The sequence below is a fragment of the Mucilaginibacter mali genome (assembly GCF_013283875.1).
GTDB lineage: Bacteria > Bacteroidota > Bacteroidia > Sphingobacteriales > Sphingobacteriaceae > Mucilaginibacter > Mucilaginibacter mali.
In genome coordinates, this window is record NZ_CP054139.1 from 3,707,342 (window position 1) to 3,730,864 (window position 23,523).

Annotated in this window: 14 protein-coding genes; all 14 read right to left on the minus strand. The window is 45.9% G+C overall.

Annotated features, from left to right (window positions below; translation table 11 throughout):
* Window positions 1-71: 71 nt before the first annotated feature.
* The 14 genes from HQ865_RS15390 to HQ865_RS15455 all read right to left on the minus strand — a co-directional run bounded on the left by HQ865_RS15390 (window position 72) and on the right by HQ865_RS15455 (window position 23,429).
* Entirely contained in the window at window positions 72-1,751 is a 1,680-nt protein-coding gene (locus HQ865_RS15390) for an alkaline phosphatase family protein (RefSeq protein ID WP_173415745.1), read from the minus strand.
* Between the two features lie 9 nt (window positions 1,752-1,760).
* Window positions 1,761-3,698, minus strand: coding sequence for a M60 family metallopeptidase (locus tag HQ865_RS15395; RefSeq protein WP_173415746.1), 1,938 nt, complete (start codon window positions 3,696-3,698; stop codon window positions 1,761-1,763).
* Between the two features lie 25 nt (window positions 3,699-3,723).
* Window positions 3,724-5,475 (minus strand): DUF4983 domain-containing protein, encoded by a 1,752-nt coding sequence (locus HQ865_RS15400; RefSeq protein WP_173415747.1) that lies wholly within the window; start codon window positions 5,473-5,475, stop codon window positions 3,724-3,726.
* A gap of 17 nt (window positions 5,476-5,492) precedes the next feature.
* Entirely contained in the window at window positions 5,493-7,121 is a 1,629-nt protein-coding gene (locus HQ865_RS15405) for a DUF5008 domain-containing protein (RefSeq protein WP_173415748.1), read from the minus strand.
* Window positions 7,122-7,132: 11 nt separating this feature from the next.
* Complete coding sequence (locus HQ865_RS15410; RefSeq protein WP_173415749.1) at window positions 7,133-7,912, minus strand: fasciclin domain-containing protein; 780 nt, start codon at window positions 7,910-7,912, stop codon at window positions 7,133-7,135.
* 18 nt (window positions 7,913-7,930) lie between these two features.
* Window positions 7,931-9,403 (minus strand): RagB/SusD family nutrient uptake outer membrane protein, encoded by a 1,473-nt coding sequence (locus tag HQ865_RS15415; protein WP_173415750.1) that lies wholly within the window; start codon window positions 9,401-9,403, stop codon window positions 7,931-7,933.
* Between the two features lie 34 nt (window positions 9,404-9,437).
* Window positions 9,438-12,614, minus strand: coding sequence for a SusC/RagA family TonB-linked outer membrane protein (locus tag HQ865_RS15420; RefSeq protein ID WP_173415751.1), 3,177 nt, complete (start codon window positions 12,612-12,614; stop codon window positions 9,438-9,440).
* A 28-nt stretch (window positions 12,615-12,642) separates the two neighbouring features.
* Window positions 12,643-13,668 (minus strand): DUF5007 domain-containing protein, encoded by a 1,026-nt coding sequence (locus tag HQ865_RS15425; RefSeq protein WP_173415752.1) that lies wholly within the window; start codon window positions 13,666-13,668, stop codon window positions 12,643-12,645.
* An 11-nt stretch (window positions 13,669-13,679) separates the two neighbouring features.
* On the minus strand, window positions 13,680-14,360 hold the full coding sequence (locus tag HQ865_RS15430) for a hypothetical protein (RefSeq protein WP_173415753.1): 681 nt from the start codon (window positions 14,358-14,360) through the stop codon (window positions 13,680-13,682).
* A gap of 26 nt (window positions 14,361-14,386) precedes the next feature.
* Window positions 14,387-15,931, minus strand: a complete 1,545-nt coding sequence (locus HQ865_RS15435) for a RagB/SusD family nutrient uptake outer membrane protein (RefSeq protein ID WP_173415754.1) — start codon at window positions 15,929-15,931, stop codon at window positions 14,387-14,389.
* A gap of 30 nt (window positions 15,932-15,961) precedes the next feature.
* Window positions 15,962-18,946, minus strand: coding sequence for a SusC/RagA family TonB-linked outer membrane protein (locus tag HQ865_RS15440; protein ID WP_173415755.1), 2,985 nt, complete (start codon window positions 18,944-18,946; stop codon window positions 15,962-15,964).
* Between the two features lie 741 nt (window positions 18,947-19,687).
* Window positions 19,688-20,755, minus strand: coding sequence for a phosphotransferase enzyme family protein (locus tag HQ865_RS15445; protein ID WP_173415756.1), 1,068 nt, complete (start codon window positions 20,753-20,755; stop codon window positions 19,688-19,690).
* 44 nt (window positions 20,756-20,799) lie between these two features.
* On the minus strand, window positions 20,800-22,152 hold the full coding sequence (locus tag HQ865_RS15450) for a Gfo/Idh/MocA family protein (protein ID WP_173415757.1): 1,353 nt from the start codon (window positions 22,150-22,152) through the stop codon (window positions 20,800-20,802).
* A gap of 65 nt (window positions 22,153-22,217) precedes the next feature.
* Window positions 22,218-23,429 (minus strand): FN3 domain-containing metallophosphoesterase family protein, encoded by a 1,212-nt coding sequence (locus HQ865_RS15455; protein ID WP_173415758.1) that lies wholly within the window; start codon window positions 23,427-23,429, stop codon window positions 22,218-22,220.
* Between the last annotated feature and the right edge of the window lie 94 nt (window positions 23,430-23,523).

Genomic DNA, 23,523 nt, shown 5'->3' on the forward strand with positions numbered 1-23,523 from the left:
TATCTGCTTAAAAATAAAATGCCCTCAAAGGTTTTTTGAGGGCATTTTATTTTTTCAAGTATGGTTTGAATCTATTTCAAAAACTCAATTTCGAACTGGTTAAGGAATGGGTTTCCATCAATGCCAAATTCCGGAAGGATTTTAACGTTCAGCCAGTAGAGTGTGGTGGCGGCTACTGATGACGAGGTTAACAAGATCGACTTTCCACCGGCCGCGCTTGCATCGGCAGTAACCGAAGGGGGAACATCAGTCATAGATACCCAGGTAAAAGCACCACTCAATATCATGTCATATCCGCCGGGCGCTTTATTGTTCAATACACCTTCAGCACCTTCGTTAATCGGCCAGTAACCGGTTAAGTTGGCATATTTAGGGTGCTGGGTAATATCCTTCAGGTTTTTATTGGCTAAAAGCGTAGCTGCATCAAGGGCTGTATTAAAATAACACAAATCAGCCGCCTGGAAGGATAGGGCCGTACCGCCGTTATCTACGTTTTTATAGCCGATGGTTAGTTTTTCTGTGGTGCTGAGGCTTTTCCTGCTTAGGATGTTTGCCGTGGTTACCGCTACCCCATCCAAATAAGTTGTTAAAGTACGGGTGGTTGCATTATCCATTTTTACGGTAAGCGCGATGGTGTGCCAGCTTAAGTCGGCAGCGTTACCGCCTGAATATTCTACTTTACCGGAACCGCCGTTCAAGGTACCGCCAATCGCGGCAGAAACGCCGGCGCCGCCCTCTCTGAACATCCAGCCTGTAATTGAAGACCCGATCATTGATGTGCTTTTAGAAAGGAAGCCTGGATATGATGTTTGCGAATTAAATTTCACCTGCATCTGTACGGTAAAATCCTTTGTATCTCCCGCATCGTACAAACCCTTGTCATCCAAAACCTGCGCTAATACGCTGGCACCTTTAAACAGCACCGTGTTAAAGCCTCTTTTCTTTACCTCCTCTTCTTTCAGGTTTTTATTGGAAGCGATCAAAAATCCGGGCTTCGGATCAACATCGCTGCCGCCATGATCTGTGGTTACGATTACCAGCCAGTCTTCCGTAGCGTAAGTTTTGCGGGCTTTTAACGCTGTGATCAAATTCCCTACATATTCATCGGCCTTTAAAACCGCGTTTTTGTAAACCGCGTTAGTGGCTACAAAACCACCGTTGGCACCTGCCGCTTCCACGTCCCTGAAGTTAACGATCATACTGCCCAGCGGCGCGCTGTTATTGATGATGTTAATTGCCGAATCTTTTACGGCTACGTCGGTACTTACTATCGGTGCATAGTCTACCACCTTTACATAGTTCCTCAGTTCTGTCCATGGGGTTACCATGGCTGTTTTTACCGATTTATATTGCAGGATATAATCGAAACTATTCCTGAACACAGCCGGAGCATCGTGTGAATTATCCTTAGGTGTAGGTAAAAACGAGTTGTCTTTTATCTGGTGTTTGCTATAGCTTACCCCGGTAATCATGGTCGCCCAACTGGCTACATCGTTAGCAACCTGGCCTTTCAATACATCATAAGTATATTTTGATGTTTTCCTGAGCGCTTCGATATTGGTTGGCGCAATGGTTTTCAATTCCGAACCCGTAAGGCCGTCGATACTAATAACCAGCACCTTTCTTTGCGTAGTTGTGGTAGCCTTAAACTCCTCGAATACAGGAGGTGGATTATCGTATTTCTTGCACCCCGTATAAACTATGCCCATTAATAAAGCCAATGGGAAAATGCGAGTGATCATCTTTTTCATAAAAATTACTTAGGGCTTAATTAAATTCATTTCGGCAAACACTACATAAGGGTTTGTGGTATACCCGCTTTTAACAACTACTTTAAAGTATTTCGCGTTCACGTTGCCGTTGGGGAAATTATACTCATAACGGTTCGGGCTGTTAGGCAAAATAGTTGTACCGATGCTTGTATAGTTGATATTATCCCGGCTGCTAAAGATCTCTACTTCCTTGGCATCGCCCGCGCGATTGGTACCCGCGCGACCATTAAAGTACATACCCTTGATAGGCATATTGGCGCCCGCGCTTAAGATAAACGTAAACGGATAGCTTTGAGCCGGCGTAGGGTTGGTGTATTGCGAATGGAAATAGGTTGTTAAGTTATTATCCACCAAAGCCGCGGTTGACCCTTCCTGTGCCGGCGAACTTGCCGACAACACCGTGGTGGTATAAACTATAGCCGCTGTACCGCCGGTTTTGTTAAGCGGGTTATACGTCCATATTTGTTTGTTTAACAATGGATACTTCAAGCCTATTTTTGCTTGCGATTGCGTGCTGATTAAAATACCCCAGGCTTCGAAAAATGGGATCAGGTCGGTATTGCAATATTCTGATAACTTCTCGTACACAAAATCGTGCTTATCCTGGTCGTTATTGGCTAAACGCTGGGCATGGCGTGCTTCGGTATAGAGTTTCGTCATTGCGCCATAGCCATACAGTTCAAAGATCTGTACAAAAGGGGTCATCCTTTTAAAAGGATCATCTATCGCCGCATCACTGTCAAAGTTTTTGGTGCCTGCTGTACTGGCATAGGTAATAGCCAGCGGGAAGCCGCTCGACACCGATGGGTGCAGAGTATTGTAATTGGCGTTTATCCGGTTGGCCACTTTAAAGCTGAACAGGTTATTGGTGGTTTCGCCCAGCGTGCTCCAGCTCCATACAGTAGGTTGCTGGCAGTTATGGCCAAACTCGTGGTAGGAGCCCCAGGTATTAACGCTGGTTTTTAAACGGGTGGCGCTGGTAAACGCGCTGAACCATTCCATATCATTTAAACCAACAAATGGGAAACCGTTGTGGCCATACCCGGCAGATAACTGGATATCCAATACCCCGCGCCACTGGCCTTGCGGGCTCCTGTCTTTGGTATCCGCGGCATTATCTGATAAACCCATCCAACCGTTGTAGTCTACATCAAAAACCGTGTTCCATAAAGATAGTGGCTCAGCAATATTGGTTAATGGTTCGGTAGTGCTGTTAAACTGGCTTACGATCTTATCGCGTGGCACTAAAAACACAACCCGTTTAGAGCGCAGTTCTAACCAGGGCACTTTCGAAGCTAAAACCCGGGCCTTCCAGGCATCGTGTGTATCAACACCTAAAATAAAATCGGGCGACACAACAGCTCCGGAAATAGTAAACTCAACCGGTGTTGGGATGGCAAAGGAAGCGCTAATGTAAATGGTACCGCCATAAATATTGCGCATGTAGTTTACGCCGGGATACAGTTCCTGCCTGTTAAAAATGATCGGGTCGCGTAACAGTGGCGCTTTCCCGGTCAGGTCATCGGTTTGCCCGCCAATTTGCATGCTTAACCCATTTATACCGGCAGGCACTACCAGTTTAATTAATTCGCCCGGTGCGGCATAATAGCCGGTACTGTATTGCGCCTGAGGCGCTACCTGTATCCGGAGATTATCGGCTGTTTGCGCGGTAAAGTTTAGGTCTAATGTAAATTTCTGATTGGTAACCCTCGGCTCCGTCTGATCTACTAAACCCGGAAAAACACGGGCCTTCGCGTAGCCAGATCTGTCGATATTGGCCATATTGGTATCAACAGTTATGCTTTTTTGATTTTGGGAGGCATCCTCGTAACCGTCGGGCACCGCGATCCCGTATTTTTTACAAGCTGTAAAACCACCTGCCAGCAATAGGATGGCAATGAAGTTTAAAAATCTATTTGAATTCATATGCTCGATTTTCTTGTCTTTTAAATTAATTGTTGCGCACATCTGTATAGGTCGGCTTCCAGGTTTTGCCCTGTAACGCCCAACTGTTTGGCACAACTACGCCCATCCACTGGTAGATCTCAAAAGGAACATCTACGCTGTTGATCACCACGCGGTAACTCGCGGCGGTAATTTCAGGACTGATGTTAGGAGATACATCGGTAAACGGCACAAAGTTCACGTTACCGCTGATGGTAAAATTGTTTCCTTTGCCCGATTTATCAGCAATTGTGTTACCTGTAGATTCGTTACCGGGCCACCAGCCGATAAGGTTGGAAAACCGGGCGCTTGTTGGCAATATCTCCTTACGCATGGCGGCAATCACATCGGCATCTGAAAAGGCGACGTTGTAGATGGCCAGATCTTTGATATAGCTATTGGCCAGGGTGTTGGCATTGGTGCCAATCTCCGTACCTAATCTTAAAGGGTTAGTGTTATCTACGTTTTTTGTACCTATAGTGCTGCTCGAATTTTTAACGCCATCTGTAAACAACCCAACCACCCTGGTGCTTCCGCTTCCGGAAATTACCATGGCAATGGTATGCCAAATTCCATCGCGTACCTTGCCGCCACCCGGGCGTGGGGTGCCACCCCAGTCAAGTTGGTAGTTATCATCACCATACAGGAAACTCCAGCCGGTGGATGCTGTACCGTAAGGAACTGATCTTTTACCCAAAAAGTGTGGGTAACGCTGAATGGCCGCGGCATCGCTGCGTAGTTTAAACATCAGCGTAAAGTCGCCGGCGGCGCCAAAATTACCTACGCTGGTGTTCGATAGATTTGCAACCGCCCCTGATGATAAAGTAGACACGAAATTAGGCGCATAACCCGAGTATGGAAACGCGTCGGGATCGGGTTTTGGGGCTACCTGGGTTAAAAAGCGTGGGTTGTAAAATATCACGAAGCTGTTTTTGGCAGGGTCGCCAAAGGCGCCTAAATTACCCGCACCCGGCTGCGCCGGGATAGTACCGCCTTTGTTTGAGGCGATCACCACCAGCCAGTCTTCCTTAGCAATAGTTGCCCGTGCCGACAAGGCCGACATCAGGTTACCTACATAAGTATCAAGCTGGGTAAGCGCATTTAAATACGGGGTAGATGTATCGGTATAACCACTCGCCGCACCTACTGTTTCGGCGCTGTGGAATTGCGCCAATACGATACCCGCGTTCGCGTTTTTCAGCTCATCTACTGTCGCGTCCTTCACTTTAGCGTCGTCGTTCTCGAAGTTGGCTTTGAAGGTGGCATCAGTCGCCAAATAATCGTTAAAAATTTTACTTGAAGCGATCGAGGCTGTCCTTAACGCAGGGTTCACCTGTTTAAAACGAGTAAACATCGACGGGAAATTTGCCAGCTGGTTCCCCGCAAAATCTTCCGTTGTTATTTTATGCTGATCACTGGTTACGCTTGTCATGGCGGTGGCCCAGCCCCCGGCATTGGTGATCGGCGTTGAATTGAAATCCGTCAGGCCATCATAAGTATAAATGGCTTTTTTAACCAAAGTAGCCAGGTTTGGCGGATTTAATATTTTTATCGCGTTCCCACGTACGCCGTCCAGTATAATATAAAGCACCTTTTTTTGCTTTAATACCACACTTGCCGTATCATTTGGATATTCTGTCCTGAGTGTGCTCGGGAAATCCTTATTACACGAGCTACCCAAAATCAGGGTCAATGTTAAGCATGCCAAACCAATAACATTGATAAGGAATCCTTTTTTAGTATTGTATACTTCTCTCATCTCTGTATTTTTTTGCGTTAATTTTTAATTTCAACCCTTACGATGTTGCCCATTTTCTTATTGTCGAAGCGCTGAATAGAGCCGACCAATATCACCGCGGGGTTGCCAAGCGAAGATGTTGTTTCGATCATCTCGAACAACTGCCCATCAAACTGGCCGGTGTTATTGTATCCCGCAGCCAGCGACGCATCGGGGTTTAAGATCATAAACCCTTGACGGACAACCGAATTATAGGTTTTAAAATTACCCGCTACAATTATTTTCCCGCTGCTTAGCTGCGCGGCATAGGTAGCCACACCGGCCGATAATGCACCGAAATTGAAGCTATTATCGATACTGCCATCAGCATTAAGCATCGCTACCCCTTTTTTGGCGCTGCCGCCATAGGTAGTAAAAGCGCCGGTGATGAAGATCTTATTGGTGGTAGCGTTATAGGTAATGGAGCTGATGTTATTATCGGCGCCGGCCCCCGCCTTGAAAGTTTGATCCACGCTTCCATCCAGGTTGATCCGGACGATGTGGCTCGCGGCTGTACCGTTAAAAGTAGAGAAGGCTCCTACAAGTATCAATTTGCCATCGGCCTGCTGAATGGCATCGGTAATTTCACCATTCCCCGCCGCGGGGCTTTGCTTCGTGGTCATATCGAAATGGAAGGTAGAATCCATCGATCCGTCCATCTTCATACACACCATCTGCTTGATGCGGGTTACATCATAAACTTTAGTATCGTAGGTCGACCGGTCGTAGTACACTCTAAGGTAAGATTCAAATCTTCCCACAGCGTAAATGCGATCGTTAAACACAAATGATTTCCTGATCATCCCGGTTACACCGCCGTTAAAGGTTGGTACAGTGTCCTTGTTTTTCTTAAAATCGTTTGGTGTTGGGTTGATCACGTCAATAATGGTACTATCCAGGGTGCCATCGCTGTTTAAGGTGGTAATACCGTTGATATTGATCCTTTTGCCCCTGGTTGAGTTAAAGCTGGCGAAAGCACCTGAAAGCAATAACTTTCCGTTGGATAACCTGTTTACGTTATATACCGTTCCAGAAGCGCCTTTACCGAAAGTGAGTGTAGTGGCATAAACACCCTGCGCGTTTATCTGCGCAATACCGCCGATAGGCAGGTTGGTGATGGCACGGTTATCAAAATTATTAAATGCCCCTGTGAGCAGATAATTTGAGGTTGGTAATCTTAAAATATCATATATGGTGGAGTTTGAACCTACGGTAGCCTGGAAAGACGCGTCGATGCTTACTTTTCCGTCTATCCGCAACAGCGGGCCAAAAAAGGTCTGCCCGTCTATAATTACCGACATGCCGCCGCTGCTGGCATCATTGGGTACTTTTATCCGAGCTGTGCTATCGGTTGAAGCTAAAACGGTAGCCTCCACCTCGTTTACATAAAACTTGTACTTGTTCTCATATTTCTTTAATCCACTGATGCTCACGTTCACCTCGGTACCGGGGGCGGCAACTTCAGGGTCAGGGAAACCTGTACCAAATTTAACCCCAAGCGGCTGTTTACCACCTCCGTAAGGGTTTTCTCCAATGATCTCTTTTTTACAGGAACACAAGCCCAGCACTGCCAGGGCCAATACTAATTTGCCCAGGCGAATTGTTTGTTTGCTTATAAAATGATTCATGTCAATATTATTTATGGGGTTGCGGGTAAAATACCGTCTGCAATTACCTTATCAATAAATGTCCGTGTGTTAAAACCGAAGTTGTGCTTGCTGACGAGCGTTGTCCCCGAGAACACGCTTTGCGCAAGAACATGCACAATACCATTGGTAGGCGCGATGTCCGACGACGAAACCGGGATATTAAGCAGGTTAGCTGTCGGGGTGGAAAAATCGGGGATGTACGACAGGTACAACTGGCGGTACCCGGCATATTTTACAAATGTTTTCGGGCTCCCATCGGAATTACGCTGAGTTACCGCGTCGTTAAAGATCACGCCGATATTCATGGTCCTTCCACCGTACGAAGTGTAGCCCTGGCCCGGAAAGGCGGTGAAAGCGGTGGTATCCAGCTGCGGATAATCCTTAAGGCGATAGATCCCTTTAAAGATGTACATCGACAGTTCGTCCTTCCAGGTTTGGGGTTTTATTTGCTCCAGTTTAGAAACTGTATCGCGTCCGTTCTTCCGCAGATCGGCATTTAAAGCCTTTATACTTTTATAAATGGTTGAACTTGTCGGCGCGAAGAAGGTGATCTGTTCCTTGTCGAAAACATCATTCATCCCGGCAATATTGATCACCCGTGTCAAAGTATCAAAGTTAACCGGCTTCGATTTAAGGTAGGCCAGGATAGTGCCGTTGAAGTTTGGATCTGCCTTCCCGGTATCCTGAAAGTATTCGTCCCTTTTGCACGAACTGAGTAAACTAAGCCCGAGCAGCATGAACAGTGTTGATTTTAAAATTATTTTATACATCACAGTTTGGTTAATAGGTTATCTCCAAAAGTTATTTAATGTCATGTTGGGGTTGTTTGTCAACGCGCTGGCATCAATTGGCCATGTCCAGGCACCGGCATTAAAATCGGTTACCGAGATGGGATATTTGCAATACTTGCTGTCAGTTACCCTTTTGGTCCGCACCAGATCGTAATAGTAGTGCCCCTCGCCCATGAGTTCCCTTACACGTTCGTAATAGATATCATCTTTCAAAACATCTCCTGTAGAATTGATGGCCGCGGCACCTGCGCGTGCCCTTACCAGGTTCAGGTAGCGTTTCGCTTCGGCATCGGCGTCGCGGTCAGCATTGGCCTCGGCAGCTAATAAATACGCGTCGGACAGGCGGAAGATGATAATGTCGTCATCATTTAAGATATTCAGACCATCGGCATAAACGTTGGCAAATTTTTTAAACTGGTAGTTGCCACTGTTCGATGTACGGTTTTCAAACCAGGCATCTTTGCGTCCGTCGGGTGTACCATCACTGTAAACCTTATCCATCCATTCTTTTTCGTAATAGGCTAAACTGGCGGTAGTATTTACCGTTCCTTTTAATGGATAATGGCTTAAAAGGTACCCCAAATTTGACAAAGCCGACAACTTCTCGCCATTGTTAGAGTTTTGGAAAACCTCGAACAGGCTCTCTTTTGTACGACCTTTAAAAATCAGCTTATACTGGTCGTTATCATAAGGCAATAAGCGGTAGTCGGTAGATGTTTCCAATTCTTTGCCCAGGTTGATCACCGCGTCGTAGTACCCTGCTTTGTTAGCATCGGCTGGGTCAAATCCGGCCGCCCACATGTTCATGTGCATTAATAAAGCAATGGCGCTGCCACGCATGGCCCTTACGCCCACTTTGGATGGGTCTGAATATGTCCAGGGCAGATCGTTTTTTACTTCCTGCATATCCGCGATGCAATTCTTCAGAACGGTTACCATCGGTGTGCGCGGCAATTTGTCTTCGCTAAAGGGCTTGGTGTAGTAAGGCACATCGCCAAACAACCTCACCATCATGAAGTAAGAAATGTTGCGCATAAACACGGCTTCGGCTTTGTACTGCCTGCGCTCGCTTTCAGAAAGGGCGCCCGCAGGCACTTCATCTATTTTGGCGTACAAAATATTGGCCGCGGCAACCACGTCAAAAAATTCTTTCCAACGGGTATTGGTTTGCAGCACAAAGGTTGATGTCCATGCCGAGTTGGCCTGCAGGGCCTTCAGGTTATTGGCAGTTAACAATGGTAAAAAGCTACCCGCGCTCACGTTCACCAATGGGGCGCAACGCATATCGGGAACTTCCGCAAAACAGCTTCCCTGGCCAACTTTTGCCCTGAAAGTGCTGTACAAACCGTTGGTAAAGCCTTCTACATCGGCTTTGGTTTGCCAAAAATTGTTGCCCGACAGGTTATCTACCGGCACAATATTTAAAAACTTTTTGCAGCTAACAAGCGTAGCGATTACTGCTGTCAGCATAAATATATAAGTATATTTTCTCATCGTCATAAACTTAAAATTCAATGTTTAAGCTAAGGGTGTAGGTGCGTGGGTTCGGATAGATGGCCCCGCTGTCGCGTCCCAGGTCACTCACACTCTCCGGACTGGTACCCGAATAGTTAGTGATCATGAAAACGTTGCTTGCGGTACCGCCAATTACCACACGGTTCATGCCGTACCTGGCGGTAAATTTTTGGTTAAGGGTGTATCCCACCGAGATATAACCCAGTTTAAAATAAGAGCCGTCTTCCTGGAACAAGGTTTGGTTGGTACGGAAAGGGTTGATAATAGATGCCCTCAGGTAATCGTACGGGTTAGGGTATTTTGCTACCTGCCCAGGTGTGGTCCAGATATCATAAGCCGTAAGCGGCACTACCCCCATCGGGTTAACACGGTATGAACCCTGTATGGCCAGCGGGTTGCTAAATGCCGCAAACTGCGAGGCCAGCGAGTTGTTCAGCACATCCCTGCCGAAAACGTAGTTACCCTGCACCTGCATACTGATATTCTTGTAGCGAAAATCCATAGTAACACCGCCGTTATAGCGGGGCTGCGAGTTGCCCGCGGCAACCAGGTCCCGGTCATCCAATACGTAATCGCCATTCAGGTCGGTAAAGCGGGGATCGCCAGCTTTATAGTAGCTTAAAACTGATGTATTAGAACCAGCGCGGTACCTTAAACCTGTTAAAGGATCAACCGGCACCTCGGCAGTAGTTGCATATACGCCTTTGGTATTATAGATATAGTTGGTTAAGCTGTTTTGGCCCAAACGATATAAGATAGATTGGCCGGTGTCATCGAGATAAACAAACTGCCTGACACCATCCGGCAAATGCGCCAGGTAATCGCGGTTAATGGCACCGTTTACGCTGATGGTCCACTGAAAAGGTTTAGACGGGGCAAAGATCCTGGCGCTTATTGTCGCTTCGTACCCGATGTTTACCACGCTGATCTCGTTGGTTTTGATATTGGCGAACGAACTAACGTTTGATAGCGGCTTTTCCCGCAGTTGGTTATCAACCTGTTTGTAATAAGCCTCCAATGTACCGAACAAGCGGTTTTTCAGGATACCAAATTCAAACGCGCTGTTGTACGTGGTGTTTTTGGTTGGCTGCAGGTTTGAGTTTGGTAAAGTGTTCCGGTCCATCACCACGGTTGAAGCACCGTTGTACGAAGCGCCGTTTACATATCTGCCATAAACATCATAGATATTTCCCTGCGGCTGCAATACCGTACCATAACTCAGTTTGAAAGACGCGTAATCGAACCAGCTATGCCATTTTTCGGTGAAGGTCTCGTTCTGCATATTCCAGCGCACACCAATGGAGGGGCTTTTGATATAACCGGCGTCAGGACCGTTGCTCGAACTCCTGTCCATACGGTAAGAAGCATCAAGCACGTAGCGCAGCTTATAGTTATAGCTAAAGTTACCGGCAAACGCTACCGACCTGAACTGATCGAAGTTATTTAAAGTACCGCCCAACGATGTCAGGTAGTTATCTACACCAACAATAGGGCCACGGAGAAAGTCGTTTACTACCTTATTATTCTGGATAACATCGGCCTTAAAGTTCCTCGACTCCAATTCGGTGAACGCGTATGCACTAAAATTGTGGGCATCGGCCCCTTTAGCATCTTTCAGGCTGAAAAAGTAGGCCAGCAGGTTCCGGTTATATATATCGTTCTTTACACTATTAAAGGTATACAGCGATGCCGCGTTACCGTTGATAGTTGACGGTAAAAAGTTATCCTCGACACCGGTATTAAATGTATAATTGAAGTTTGAAGTAAGGCTAAGCCCTTTTACAAATTCGTACTTTAATTCTGTGGTGGTATTCAGTTCGGTGGTTTTATTGTCGTTATCCGTTGTTACCGCTCCCAGTACACTATTCACCGAGGAGAACAAGGAAGGCGACGGTAGCAAGGTGGATGCCTGTCCTCCCGTAGCAACCCCGGTGTTTAACAATCCGTTACCGCTACCTTTCTGATTTTTGCCCAGTGTACCGTTAATGGTGGTGTATAATTTGAATTTAGAACTTGGCATGTACTGCATGTTCATCCTCAAATTAGAGCGGGTGAAACCGGTATTTTCCTGGATACCCTTCTGATCGAAGTAACCAAAGTTTACCTTATAGTTGAATGCCTGGTCGCCACCGTCGATACTCAGGTTATGATTTTGGTTGTAGGTAGACCGATAAAAGTAAGATTGCCAGTTTGTTGAATTGTTATAATAGGCGTTCAAGCTGTCGGCCACGTACTCGGTAGCGCTTAACAGCCCTAAGGCGCGGTAATAACTGGTATCGCTTTTCAGGATCTGCTGAATGCGCAGGTCGCGTTCGGCTTTACCGCCAATTACCTGGCGAAGCTTTGGCGGCGCGCTAAAGAAGAATTGCGTATTGTACCTGATCACCGGTACTTTTGAATTCCCCCTTTTAGTGGTGATCAAAATAACACCGTAGGCACCTCTCGAACCATACAAGGCGGTAGCAGAAGCATCCTTTAATACCTCGATGCTTTCCACATCCTGCTGCGGAATTAATGAAATTGGGCTGATCCCCGGACCGGCAGACTGGAAACCGTATTGAAAGTTGCTGTTATCATCAATTGGTACACCATCTACCACAAACAGGGGGGCAGCGGGCTGCAAATATGCCGAGCCGCCGGAGCCGCTTACGTTGATATTTGATAAACCACGGATACTTATTGAACCGCGCATACCCGGCGAGCCGGTATTTTGCTGGATATTCAAGCCGGCTACCTTACCCTGCAACATATCGGTAATACTTGCCACAGGAACGGCCTGCAGATCTTTACCTGATATCTTAACGCTTGATCCTACCGATACTTCCTTAGATTTACTAACGTAACCCTGAACGGTAACCTCTTTCAGTTGGCTATCGTCCTTTACCATCTTAACCGTTAATTTTGTTTTCCCGGCCACGCTCATCTTCACCGATTTGTAGCCGATAAAGGTGAATTCCAGTACGGCGTCATCAGGTACCGATACGGTAAAAGAACCATCGGCGTTTGTGGTGCCGATAGCCACCCTGTTGTTATAAATATTTACGCTCGGTAACCCTCCCACATTGTCGGAAACGGTACCGGTAACCGTTTTCTTTTGCTGTGCTTTTAAGCTCTGCCCGATACCCAGGAACAGACACAAAAAAGCTATTATATAAAAATATCTCATGCTATATAGATTAGGTTCGTTGTCTTGATTAATCATTGGTGAATTTGGGTCGCTCGGTTCTGAACCAGAAGGTGATCTCCCAATCCCCTTTTTCGAAAATGGCATAGTCTAAACTTAGCAGCGCCACCTCCTTCACATTGCCGAAACCCTGGCGCTCGTACCTGAATGTGGACCTGGCCTGTTGCCCGGTGCCTGTGGTATATGGCGTTGGGTAAGCAACCAGCGGGATAGGGTAAGCAACTTTGTAGGTTACTTTTTCAGCATCCTTTACCATATCGAAGCCATGCACTAAGCCCCCCCACTGTGTGGTGTTAAACTTGTTGGGATCGATAGGGTTAAAAAGCGTATCGACAAATTTGAAGGTGAGGGAATTGCCCGTATCGCTCTTTTTATTGAACAAGGCGATGACATCTGACTGGCCCGATAAAAACCTGCCCGTGCGCTCGCCCCTGATATTGCTGATAGTTGGGGTAATGCCCAAAGCTGTAGATTGACCGGTTGCCGCATTGATGGTTGATGGTTCGAAAGCGCGTTCTTTGAATGGACGCAGCCTGAAATCTTTAAAATAACGGCGGCCGCCTGAGTTGGAAACTTCTACATCAAACACATAACCCGAATCTGGCTGCGCCTTTACAAAGCTTGAATTTGCTTTGGCCCACATTACAAACTGACCGGAGTGCTCGCGGATCTCGAACAACTGGTGATTTTCGATGGTGCGCTTCGCTTCAATTTCCGCGAGAGATTTTTCGGTACCATCATAAGCGGTTTTCCAAACCTGCACCGGGAAATAATCCGTTAACTCCGGAGCGGGTTCGCCTGTAAAACGGCGCATGTTTACGATCTTAAAATCCAGCGGGATGGATGATGTTCCGGCGCTGAAATTATCGGTAAACAAAGTGTTGCGGCCTAATACCGGCTGATAGATCTTAACGCTGAACTGTGCATCGTTACTTAACGATAAGCGCACATCGGGTATATTCTTTTTGCAGGCTGTTAATACGGAAATGCTTAACACCGCCAAAGTAAGAATTGATAAAATTTTGTTATTGCTCATTGCTTTCAATGTTATTTATTTACCCTAACCACAAATTCATTAAAGCCGTAATCGTGCAGGGGCGCCAGGATATTTACAATGGCGTTTTTTGTTTTGATATTCACGGCATTGGTATTGGCGTTCTCCCAGTACTTCTCGAAAATCGACCCTTTGGGATCGCTGAAAATAACAGCCTGCGGCCCGCCGCCTACAAAGCCCGAGGCGTTTAGCTTATTGTACTGCACGTGCATGGGATAGGCATATTTAATGCTATTGATATTCAACCCGTCGGCAAATGGCGCGTAACTGTCGGTTGTCCTGATATCCCTTAAGATGTACCTTGTTGTCAGCACGTCCAGTTCATTCAGGTCGCAATCCTTCAGGTACATTACCTGTTTACCCTGCGCCTTACGCTCGATGTTCAGGTTTTTGATAGCCGCCTGGAAACTTTGGTTGGTTGGCGCGAACAGGGTTATATTTTTGGTGCTCAGCGAATCCTTCAGGGCCGGCAGCCTGTCCAATACAACCAGTAAGGAGTCGAATGTGCCTTTTTGCGCCTGGAGATATTGTAGCGCGGTGCCGTCAAATTCCTTCACCTTATTTTCGTAGTCGTAATAGATGGAGTCCTTTTTGCAAGCGGTAGCTACCGAAAGGATGATCAACACCAGGGCCGACCATTTCGAAAAGCGCTTTATATTTTTATTTCTCATCATGTTATCGTTTAAAAAATTGCCGGTAATTAATTCCAGTATGGATTTTGTTTGATGGATGGATCCGCGCTCAGGATATCTTTAGACACCGGCCAGTAAATGCCATCGTTGCTTAGCAGGGCATTAAAAGCAGGGTTATTCTTCTTGATACGGTTAAGTCTTACCAGGTCATACCATCTCCATCCCTCGCCCATCAATTCTCTCCGGCGTTCAGCAAAAATGGCGTTGATCACATCGGCCGATGAAGTAGACTGGAATGGGGTGATACCACGCAAACTTGAGGCCCGGTTAAGTGTAGCTATCGCTTCGTCCCTTTGCCCTAACACGGCCAGCGCTTCGGCACGCAGCAGGGTTACTTCTTCATACCTGGTAAACAGTACGGCCGAAGTAAACAAGGCGAAATTGCCACTGGTTTGCGCATCGGTAATACACTTGATCTTACTAAAGATGGGTTGCTCTGAACTGTAGTTGGTGAAATAGTTTTTACGATACAGCTTGGTTAATGGATCGATGCTGAAACGCAGGTCATTCAGATCGGTGAACGATTTCCGGATAGTATCTTTGGGAACATATATCTCCGGGTTGGCTTTTAAAATTAAAGGTGCTGCCAGTGTTAATTGCTCTATGTGGCCGTTTGCCGTAGCCTCGCCGTTGCCATATTCAAACCCGAAGCCAACTATTTGTACAGCGCGTTTAAAAGCAAAGGGGCTATAAGCGTTTACGTCTTCGGTTAATTCATCTACGCTGATGTATTTTACACCAAAGCTACCATCTCCGTTTAAGCTGGTAATATTATCCATGAAGTATTTGGTGTAAACCTCACAATCAAGGTAGTTACTTTGCCAGGCCGCTATGTGGGCCAGGATAGCGTAGGCAGAAAGTTTGGTAAACAATACCCCGTTCCAGGTAGCCCAGCCGTTACCGTAGTATAAACCCGGCAATATAGGGTCGGTGCCGCCATACCTGAAAGGCAATACCTTAATGGCCAATAATAATTCGGAGGTGGCGAATGCTAAAACTTTGTCTTTTGGCGTGCGCAGGTGCGCGTCAAACTCACCATCGTGCGAGGTGGTCAACAGCGGTACATCACCCCAGATGCGCACCATATAAAAATAGGCGAAAGCCCTTAGCGCCCTGGCCTGGGCCACGTCAACCTGGTTGTTAACAGGGGTATATCGCGGGTCGTTCGCTACAATTTCCCTCGAGCGTTCTATAAACAAACTCGCGGCATTAATTACAGCATAAAAGCGTTTCCAGTTGCTTACCCGTTCAATTACCGGGTACGACGCGTTTAACTGCCCGTCGATGATCGCTTTCAGGTCCGAGCGGTTGGTTGATGTAAAATCCCCCTGCCTCAGGTCGCCCATTAGCCAATGCGTGTTATCGGCCACCATGGCGGTGCGCATCAGGGTATAAATACCTATCAGGCTACCTTTCGCGTCTTCGTAGTTTTTCCAATTGTTTTGTTCGGCTGCAGCGCTGTTTGGCTGTACATCTAATATTTTTTTACAGGAAAAATTTATTGTGGTGAATACAACTGTTAGCAGCAACAGCAAAAACTTGTTGAATTTCATATGATTGTTCTTTGTCATCGTTTTCGCCTCCTATAGATCTAATTTTAAACCAACGGTATAGGTGCGGGCAATTGGCAAGCTGGTACCATCGTAGTAGCCCGTGTAATTGATCAGCTCCGGATCGGTTCCCGAAAACTTGGTGATGGTTAATAAATTGCTGCCGGTGAGGTACAGGTACGCCCTGCGGAAACCCAATTTGGCTTTGCTGATGAATTTCGCCTTCGACAGATCGTAACCGATAGTTACCGACCGTAATTTCATGTAAGAAGCGTTCTCTAAAAACAGGTCCTGATCTACACGGTAGGGGATCACATTGCTCCATGGGTTATAGATCGGGTAGCTTTTCAGGTTGCTTGAAGTTTGCCAGGTGGTAACCTCTTTAATTGAATTGATGTCATTCGCAGATTCGCGGTTGGCAAAATCATAGCGGTTAGCATCAAATTGATTGATAGCTTTTTGGCCAAGGGCAAAAAACAGGTGGAAGTTCAGTTCAAGGTTTCCGTATTTAAACTCGTTCATCCAGCCGCCAACTACTTTTGGCAACCTGTCGTCTTTAAACTGTTTGTCGGCATCGGTAATGTTGTAATCGCCGTTATAATCAACCCATTTCGGGTCGCCGGCTTTTAAGGTTAAACCGTTGAAAGACATTTTTTGACCTGTCTTAGGGTCGGTCGGCACCTCGGCATCGGTATTGTAAATGCCATTGTTGGTATACAACCAGTAACTTCCCGACGATTGGCCTACCTTCAGTTTGTCATCGCCTATCACTAATTCGTTTAAGCCATCAGGCAGAGCCTTCAGCTTATTTTTGTTATGGTTCAGATTCAGGCTTGATGTCCAACCGAATGATCTTCCGGATGGTATGATCACGCCTGAAATTGTGAGGTCGGCACCGGTATTGTTAATTTCCATCCCGTTTTTGTAGATGCTGGAATAGCCATTCTCGCCAGAAACGGGGATGTTCAACAATTGATTTTTATCGCTGCGGCTGTACAGAGTTAAGGATGCGCTCAATCTGTTGTTGAACATGGTAGACGACGCGTTGATATTTATCCTGTCGGCATAAGGCAGGGTTACGCCATAACCAACCCAGCCCGAGTTGTATGGCCGTGTAATGCCCTGGAAGCCGCCAAAGGTCGGGATGGTCGGTTCTTCGTACCAGCCATATTCCGACCGGTATTGCGGGCCAGCTGAAAACCGGTCTTCCATAAATGGTTTAACCACCCTCGACCATGATGCGCCGACGGTTAATTGGTTAAAGAATTTATTGTTTGATAGATATTGGTTCTTCAAATTCCAATCGGCGCTGAAGGCCGGAGTGGTTACCCACCTGTTGTCTGGCTGGCCGGTAGAAGAGCCGTCTCTTCTTAGCACCGCGCCCAGGCTTAATAAGTTTTTGTACCTGTATTTGGCCGAGCCATAAAATGATATCAGGCCGCTTTTTGTCCGGTCTGTATACCTGAACAAGTAAAAGTTATTGATAGCATTCAGGTAATTGCTGTTGCTCGAATTACCTTCAACTACGTTGATCTTGATAAAATCGCTGTTACCATCATAACCTCTCGCGTAGTTGTACTTGTAGGTATCGCCCTGTATGGCCTGGCCAAGTTCAAAGTCAAACGTGTTGTCCTTGTTCAATTCGTACGCGTAGTTTAACTGGTTGTTTAAACCGAAACGCTGGTTATACCCGAAATAACCCGAAACATAGTTGATCCCATCCATCAGCGTAGTCGGGAAGAATGCGTTCCGGATACCCTCGTTGTAATCGAATACCAGGGCCGTGTTGAAGTTTATTTTGGGCGTTAATTTAAAGTTTAAGGATAGCGAACCGTTTACCAGGTTGTTCCGGTTCTCGTCTACCACCTTACGGTACTCATTCAAAAACAGCTGGTAGTTGTCTTTATTAGGGGAAAGCGGGTTCACAAAATCGGGCAGGTACCTTACTTCTGCATACCTGTCTCTCAGGCTTTTGTTTCTGTCCCTGTCCATTCTCGACGCGTTTAAGAAGCTTGATACGGTTAGCCAGCTAAACGGCGTCATGTTGATGTTGAAGAACGCGTTGTATTTGGTTAAAGCAGTGTTATCGGCATTGCCGGCATTCTTTGTTCCCGAGCCAAAAAAACGGAAGTTAGCTTTTTCGGTACCGCCTGTTATACCCAGGTTTGCAGAAAAAATTGGCGCGTTTTGATAGTAAAGATCATTCCAGTTAGATTTTCCGAAATAATCCAGGTTGGTAGAATCGCGCAGGTATGAGGCGTAGTTATTCAGATTTGCCTGGCTGGCATATTTTTGATAGAACGGTTTGCGGAACTGATTTTCGAACACACCGTTCACCGTGCTCACGCTGCTGGCCTGCACCATGCCGTAATACGAATTGAAACTGATCTCCCTCAAGCCGCTTTTCGCAGCTTTGGTAGTGATCCAAATGGCGCCGTTTACCGCGTTGGGCCCAAGCTTAGCCAGGGATACCGGATCTTTGATCACCTCTATCGAAGCGATGTTATCGATATCGATATTGGCCAGCAAATTGGTGGCCGGGCCGATGCGGTTGTAATCGTATTTCTGCACATCGTATGCAAAAGGGTGCTCCTGTACCAGGTACACGCCGTTAACATACACCGCCGGCTGCTGGCCGTAAATATCTTTTTTGGTAAAGATAGGGGCCGACGCGCCCTGGATCATCATGCTTTGTTCGCTTCCGGGTTCGCCGGTTGTTTCCTGCACGTACAAGCCCGAAACATTCCCTTTTAACATTTGTTGCAAGGACAAATTGGGGATGTTTCTTGAAGCAGAAACCTTGATAGAATCGCGGTTCCCCTTAAAACGGGCACGGGCGCGGATACCGCGGCCAATGGAATCGGTAGTAGATGTATCAGCTTTTGCTGTGTGCTGCTGAAACATCAAATGGTTTATATTCAGCGCAGTTTTTGAGCCTGTATAATTAATGCGGTCTGCTTTGGCAGCAAGCGCAAAAAGCACCAGGAAACAAAAAATGGCAGGACTTTTTTTATCCATTTTTATTGCATTAAGTTGAATTGGTTAATAGCTGTTGGTTTAGAAATGGGGTTGGTTTTTAATGGCGATTAGGCATTAGTAACGGCAAATAGTTGGGTAATTAGTTTCGTCATATTTGATTGTTTTGGTTTTACTGTTTTTAATTGGCTGCTGATCTTTAGTGTCCTTATCACGTGCAAGCGGAACTAAAAACCGGCAAGTCGAAATTACATTCAAACGACAATCACATTTTAATTTTACGCTGCGCAAACGTTTGCGCACAAATTAAACCCACCTGCACCTACAGGTGTATCATATTGAAAGAAAGCTGTTTCGGATTTATCTCAACGAGGTGAGAAAGGCTTATTTTGAGGGCAAAACGAAAGTAATTGCAAGTATTTTATCGCTATTTCACTATACAGAGTTATTTACTGTAATTCAAACAGTTATTGATCGGGAAACCGGTATTCCCTTTAAGTTGTAAAACCACAAATGTTTACGCAAACGTTTGTTAAGAAATGATTATGATTATATTGAGCTATTGTGAATAAGATAGGATATGAACTGAAGATGGCCACCGGCCGCGCAAGCAACACAATTCATTGATTTTAAACAACATGTACAATAGACTTATCAATCATAACAAATCAATCGCACAAAAATGCCCCGCCTTATTCCTTACAATGTTGTAGGTTAAGACGGGGCGCATAAATTTCAGTCAGATGATTCTTTCTCGCTATATCCGAACGGCATTGTGGTTGATCAGCTATCCTGGTATCTCCAGCTATTTACAATGCTCTGAAATGCCTCTTCGCTTTCAATGTATCTATTGAGCAGCACGATCTGGTTTACCGCACGGTTTAAATTATGATCAGGACCTGAAACACGGTAGTAGATATCGCCATTTAAAAAATCGGTAAGGAAACGCAGGGCCTGCATAAAGATCATAAACTTACCGCTATAAATAAACAGCTCTTTTTCAGAATCGTTCAGCACTTCATCCATCTCCTCCATATAGCCTTTGTGGATTGCCTCAAACACATCCAGGCGAACGCTTATGTTTTGGAATTTGGTTTCTTCTTCGTTTGCAGGCGAAAGATAGGTACGCATCATATCGCCAACATCGCTTATAAAATAGCCCGGCATCACCGTATCCAGGTCAATTACACAAATGCCATCGCCGTTTGTGGCATTTAACAGCACGTTGCTGATCTTCGTATCGTGATGAATTACGCGCAGGTTCAGTTTTTGCTGCTGGATGATCACTTTAAAGTCATCAACAATATAAACGTGCCTTTTTATTTCTTCAATCGCCCATTGCGCCCTTTCCAGCCTGTCTTTACCCGCGCCGGTCAATGCCTGTTGGTATTGCTCCAACCGAAACGGAAGGTTATGAAAATCGCGTATGGGTACATTTAATTTTAAGGGATCGTAACCGGCCAGCATCCTGGTAAATTTACCAAACTGCTTAGCGGCATGGTAGGCTTGCCCGGCGTGCCGTACTTCATCAATGGTGGTAGAATCGGGCACATAAGGGAAAAGCCTGTATACCCCATTTTCGGTCTCAAACACGTGCTCGCCGCTTTTGGTGGTAAGCGGCCCCACAAAGAAATATCCCGGCGCTACCTTATCCAGATATTCTTTGATCATCACCATGTTTGCAGAGATCTCCTTTGGCTCGGAAAACACATTCGTATTTACTTTTTGAAGAATGTATTCGCCCCCGCTCCCTGAAACCTTCCAGGTATTATTGATCAGCCCGTTACCGATCTTTTTATATTCAGCAACTTTCCCATCCAGCCCAAACCCAGCCAATACTTGCTCTATCATTGATTTACTTATATTATTTCAAAATTTATAATTGTGTCGACGGCTTAAAAACCGCTATCATCCAGGGCAAAAGTATTTTTCCGCTCCTTCCATTTGCCCTTTGTAAAATCGGGAAATTTTTGCGGCATATTTCCTTCTTTAAGCGATTGGGTGGAAAGCGGCGCGATCACACTCATCGTTACCGAATCGTATACATCTATCGGGGTTTGTTTTTTGTACTTTACCGCCTGGATAAAACCGTTAAATACAAACCAGTCCATACCGCCATGCCCGGCTCCTACGGCTTCTTTTTCGTATTTTTTCCAAAGCGGGTGATCGTATTTCTGGAACCATTCATTAACCGATTCCCATTGATCGTTCCCTTTGGATTTCTTTTCAATATAGATCGATTTATTTACATCCATCCAGATGCCGTTGGTACCCTGTACCCTGAAACCAATTGAATACGGCCTTGGCAGATGGGTATCATGGCTAAGCATCACCGTTTCACCATTTGCACAGTTGATCATCGTTGTGGTAACATCGCCATTCTTATAGTTCAATTTCGCATTCGGGTGCCCGGGAGCCAGGTCTTCCACATAAGCAGCCAGGCCCCTTGCCTTAGAACTGAAAGACACAAGGTTTACAAAACGGTTGCCCCTGTTAATATTGGCATATTGCATAATTGGCCCGGCGCCATGGGTAGGATACAGATCGCCATCCCTGTCAATATTAAACTGTGTGCGCCATTGCGCCTCGCTTAATGCCTTTGGCCCGTATTCTACACCTCCGCCATAATAGTTTTTACCATCATTGAACAGTACATTCCTTAAATTGTGTTGATAGCCGCCTTCAAGGTGCACTATTTCGCCAAAAACGCCCTGCCTCACCATATTCAGCGCAGCCATTACATCCCTGCGGTAGCATACATTCTCCAGTGTCATGTAAGGGATCCCTGTTTTTTCTGATGTGTTTACAATATCCCAGTGGTCTTGCACGGTAAGGCCGGCGATTACCTCACAGCCAACATATTTACCCGCGTGCATAGCATCAATGGCCTGGTCTTTATGAAACTGCCAGGGTGTTGCGATAATAACGGCGTCGATATCTTTACGTTCAAGCAATTTCTTATAAGCGTCTACCCCGCCGGTATACTCAACCGGTGCCGGTTTGCCGGCTTTTGCAATAAACTTGCGGCAAGTATTGAGCGAGTGTTCCTGCGTATCGCAAATGGCAACAATTTCCACATCATCCCTAAGCGTAGCTTCCGAGATATGGCTCATGCCCCTGGCACCAACGCCAATATAACCAAGTCGCACTTTTGTGTTATCGCTTTTGGCAAACAGGGTGCCCCCCGGCAAAATGGTAAGCCCTGCCGCGGCTATGGCGGTATTTTTAATAAATTCTCTACGTTCCATTAGTTGTATCTTCTATTTAGGATTGGTTTTTAATATGTGTTTGCTGTTTCCTGGTTCAGCCAGATCTATCTTTTGGTTAGCGTATAACTCCCCACTTCCGCGCCCGAATCATTTAACATGCTTACTTTTAGCTGCTCTTTATTGGCAACTACTTTTGTTATCGTCCGGGTGCCCGTTTGAGGCCCGCCGCCAATAATAATGGGATAGCTGTTTAAGCCGCTGGCCGGCGCATGCACCTTATAGGTATGCGTATGCCCGCTCAAAACAATATCTACTTTAGCGCGGTTCATAATGGGTTCAAAAACTTTAGTGCAGTGAACAGGCCCATGCGCATCGCCCGAATAACGGGGCGGAATATGCATTAATACCACACGGAAAGCCGCTTTTTTAAACTCTTTGCGGTTAACTTCCTGTTCAAGCCAGGCTGCCTGTTCTTCCCGGTAGCGGTCAAAATCAACCAGGTCGGCATATACCGGGTGCGTGTCTTCTTTATCTTCTCCGGTATCCAGTATCACAAAGCGTACCGGGCCTAAGGTAAATGCCGCGTTAGCCACATTGTCAAAATAGTCGGCTAAATTCCTGGCGAATTTACCCCGGGTCTCATGGTTACCCCTCACGTATACAAACGGCGTTGTTTTAGCAAAAAGATCTACACATGGCTTTAGCATGTGGTTTATAATTTGCTGTTCATCTGTTTGATAATCAAAAACATCACCATTAAAGAAAACAAAATCACGTTGATTCCCCTTATCCAGCTTTAAAAGATCAGGGATGGAGTTTGGCCTGTCGTGAATATCATTCAGCATTACAAAGGAGATCTCGTTTTTCTTCAGATCAGGGTTTACAAATGATTCTACCGCGCCTGAAACCGTTTTCCCATAAGTAACTTTATATGGCTGAAAATCTGTTATTTCCTTCGAAACTATTTTATAATAATACGTACAATTTGGTTTCAGATCTTTTAACCGGATACAATTTAAGCGCTCCGCCGGCTTTAATCCTAATTTTCCATCACCATAAGCCTTTTTATCCAGGTTGTTTTGCGATTCGCCGTACTCTACCCAGCTATTACAGTTTTTAGTAGTTATCCATAAAACCGACATTTCATTATTAAAATCGGTTTGCAGATAGGGCCCGGCAGCAATCTCAAGGGCTTTATCATCAGCCACGGTTGGACTTGCGGTGGCTATTACCGGATTTAATAGAGAGATGCCCCCTATTGTCAATCCTGTTTTAAGGAAATTTCTCCGGTTTCCGGTTGATATATTGTTTTTCATGTATCTAAATTTCGGTGGCGGCATTACAGCTACCTGCTTTTTACGATAGGCTTAAAATGTGGCTTATTATTGTCGTTCGAATGTACATACACTT